The sequence below is a fragment of the Myxococcus sp. AM011 genome, from assembly GCF_013372595.1.
Taxonomy (GTDB): Bacteria; Myxococcota; Myxococcia; order Myxococcales; family Myxococcaceae; genus Myxococcus; species Myxococcus eversor.
This window is the reverse complement of record NZ_JABXEM010000645.1, coordinates 1-439: the sequence shown is the minus strand read 5'-3', so window position 1 is coordinate 439 and position 439 is coordinate 1. Positions and strand designations below refer to the sequence as shown.

Here is a 439-nt window from a genome sequence, read left to right as displayed (position 1 = left end):
CGCCAGGCCCCCTCCCCCCTCCTGCCTCGGGAGGGGCGCCCTTTCCCGTGTGGTGGCGTCAGGGCCGTCCGTCCGGTTCGACAGGGGCCAGGCGCCCGTCCCTCGTGACGCGCACCACGTGGGCAGGTGCGAAGGTGCCAGCCCGGCCACATACGACTGCGTCGAGTCGCTGGTCCGTCGTCCCCACCACGAGGTCTCCCGCCTCGTCCAGCGCGTATGCCCTCGGCGCCCCCGGGAGCGTCACCCAAGGCGTGGCCCGCCACTGCCCCTCGGACGCGTCGACACGCACCAGACGCCCTGCACCGCCAAGCAGGTGCGCCAGCCCCTCCAGCACCACGAGGGTGCCGTGCATCCTGACGACTTGCAGGGGGTTGGCCTGAGGCTCCTCCAGCACCGTCACCCGCCCGGCCTCATACACCCCCAGGGCGCCCCCAAACTC

The 439-nt window shown here is 73.3% G+C and carries 1 pseudogene; it reads right to left on the bottom strand.

From position 1 onward, the window contains the following. Positions 1–58 precede the first annotated feature (58 nt). Positions 59–439, bottom strand: a pseudogene (locus HUW62_RS47820) (HEAT repeat domain-containing protein); the annotation flags it as partial.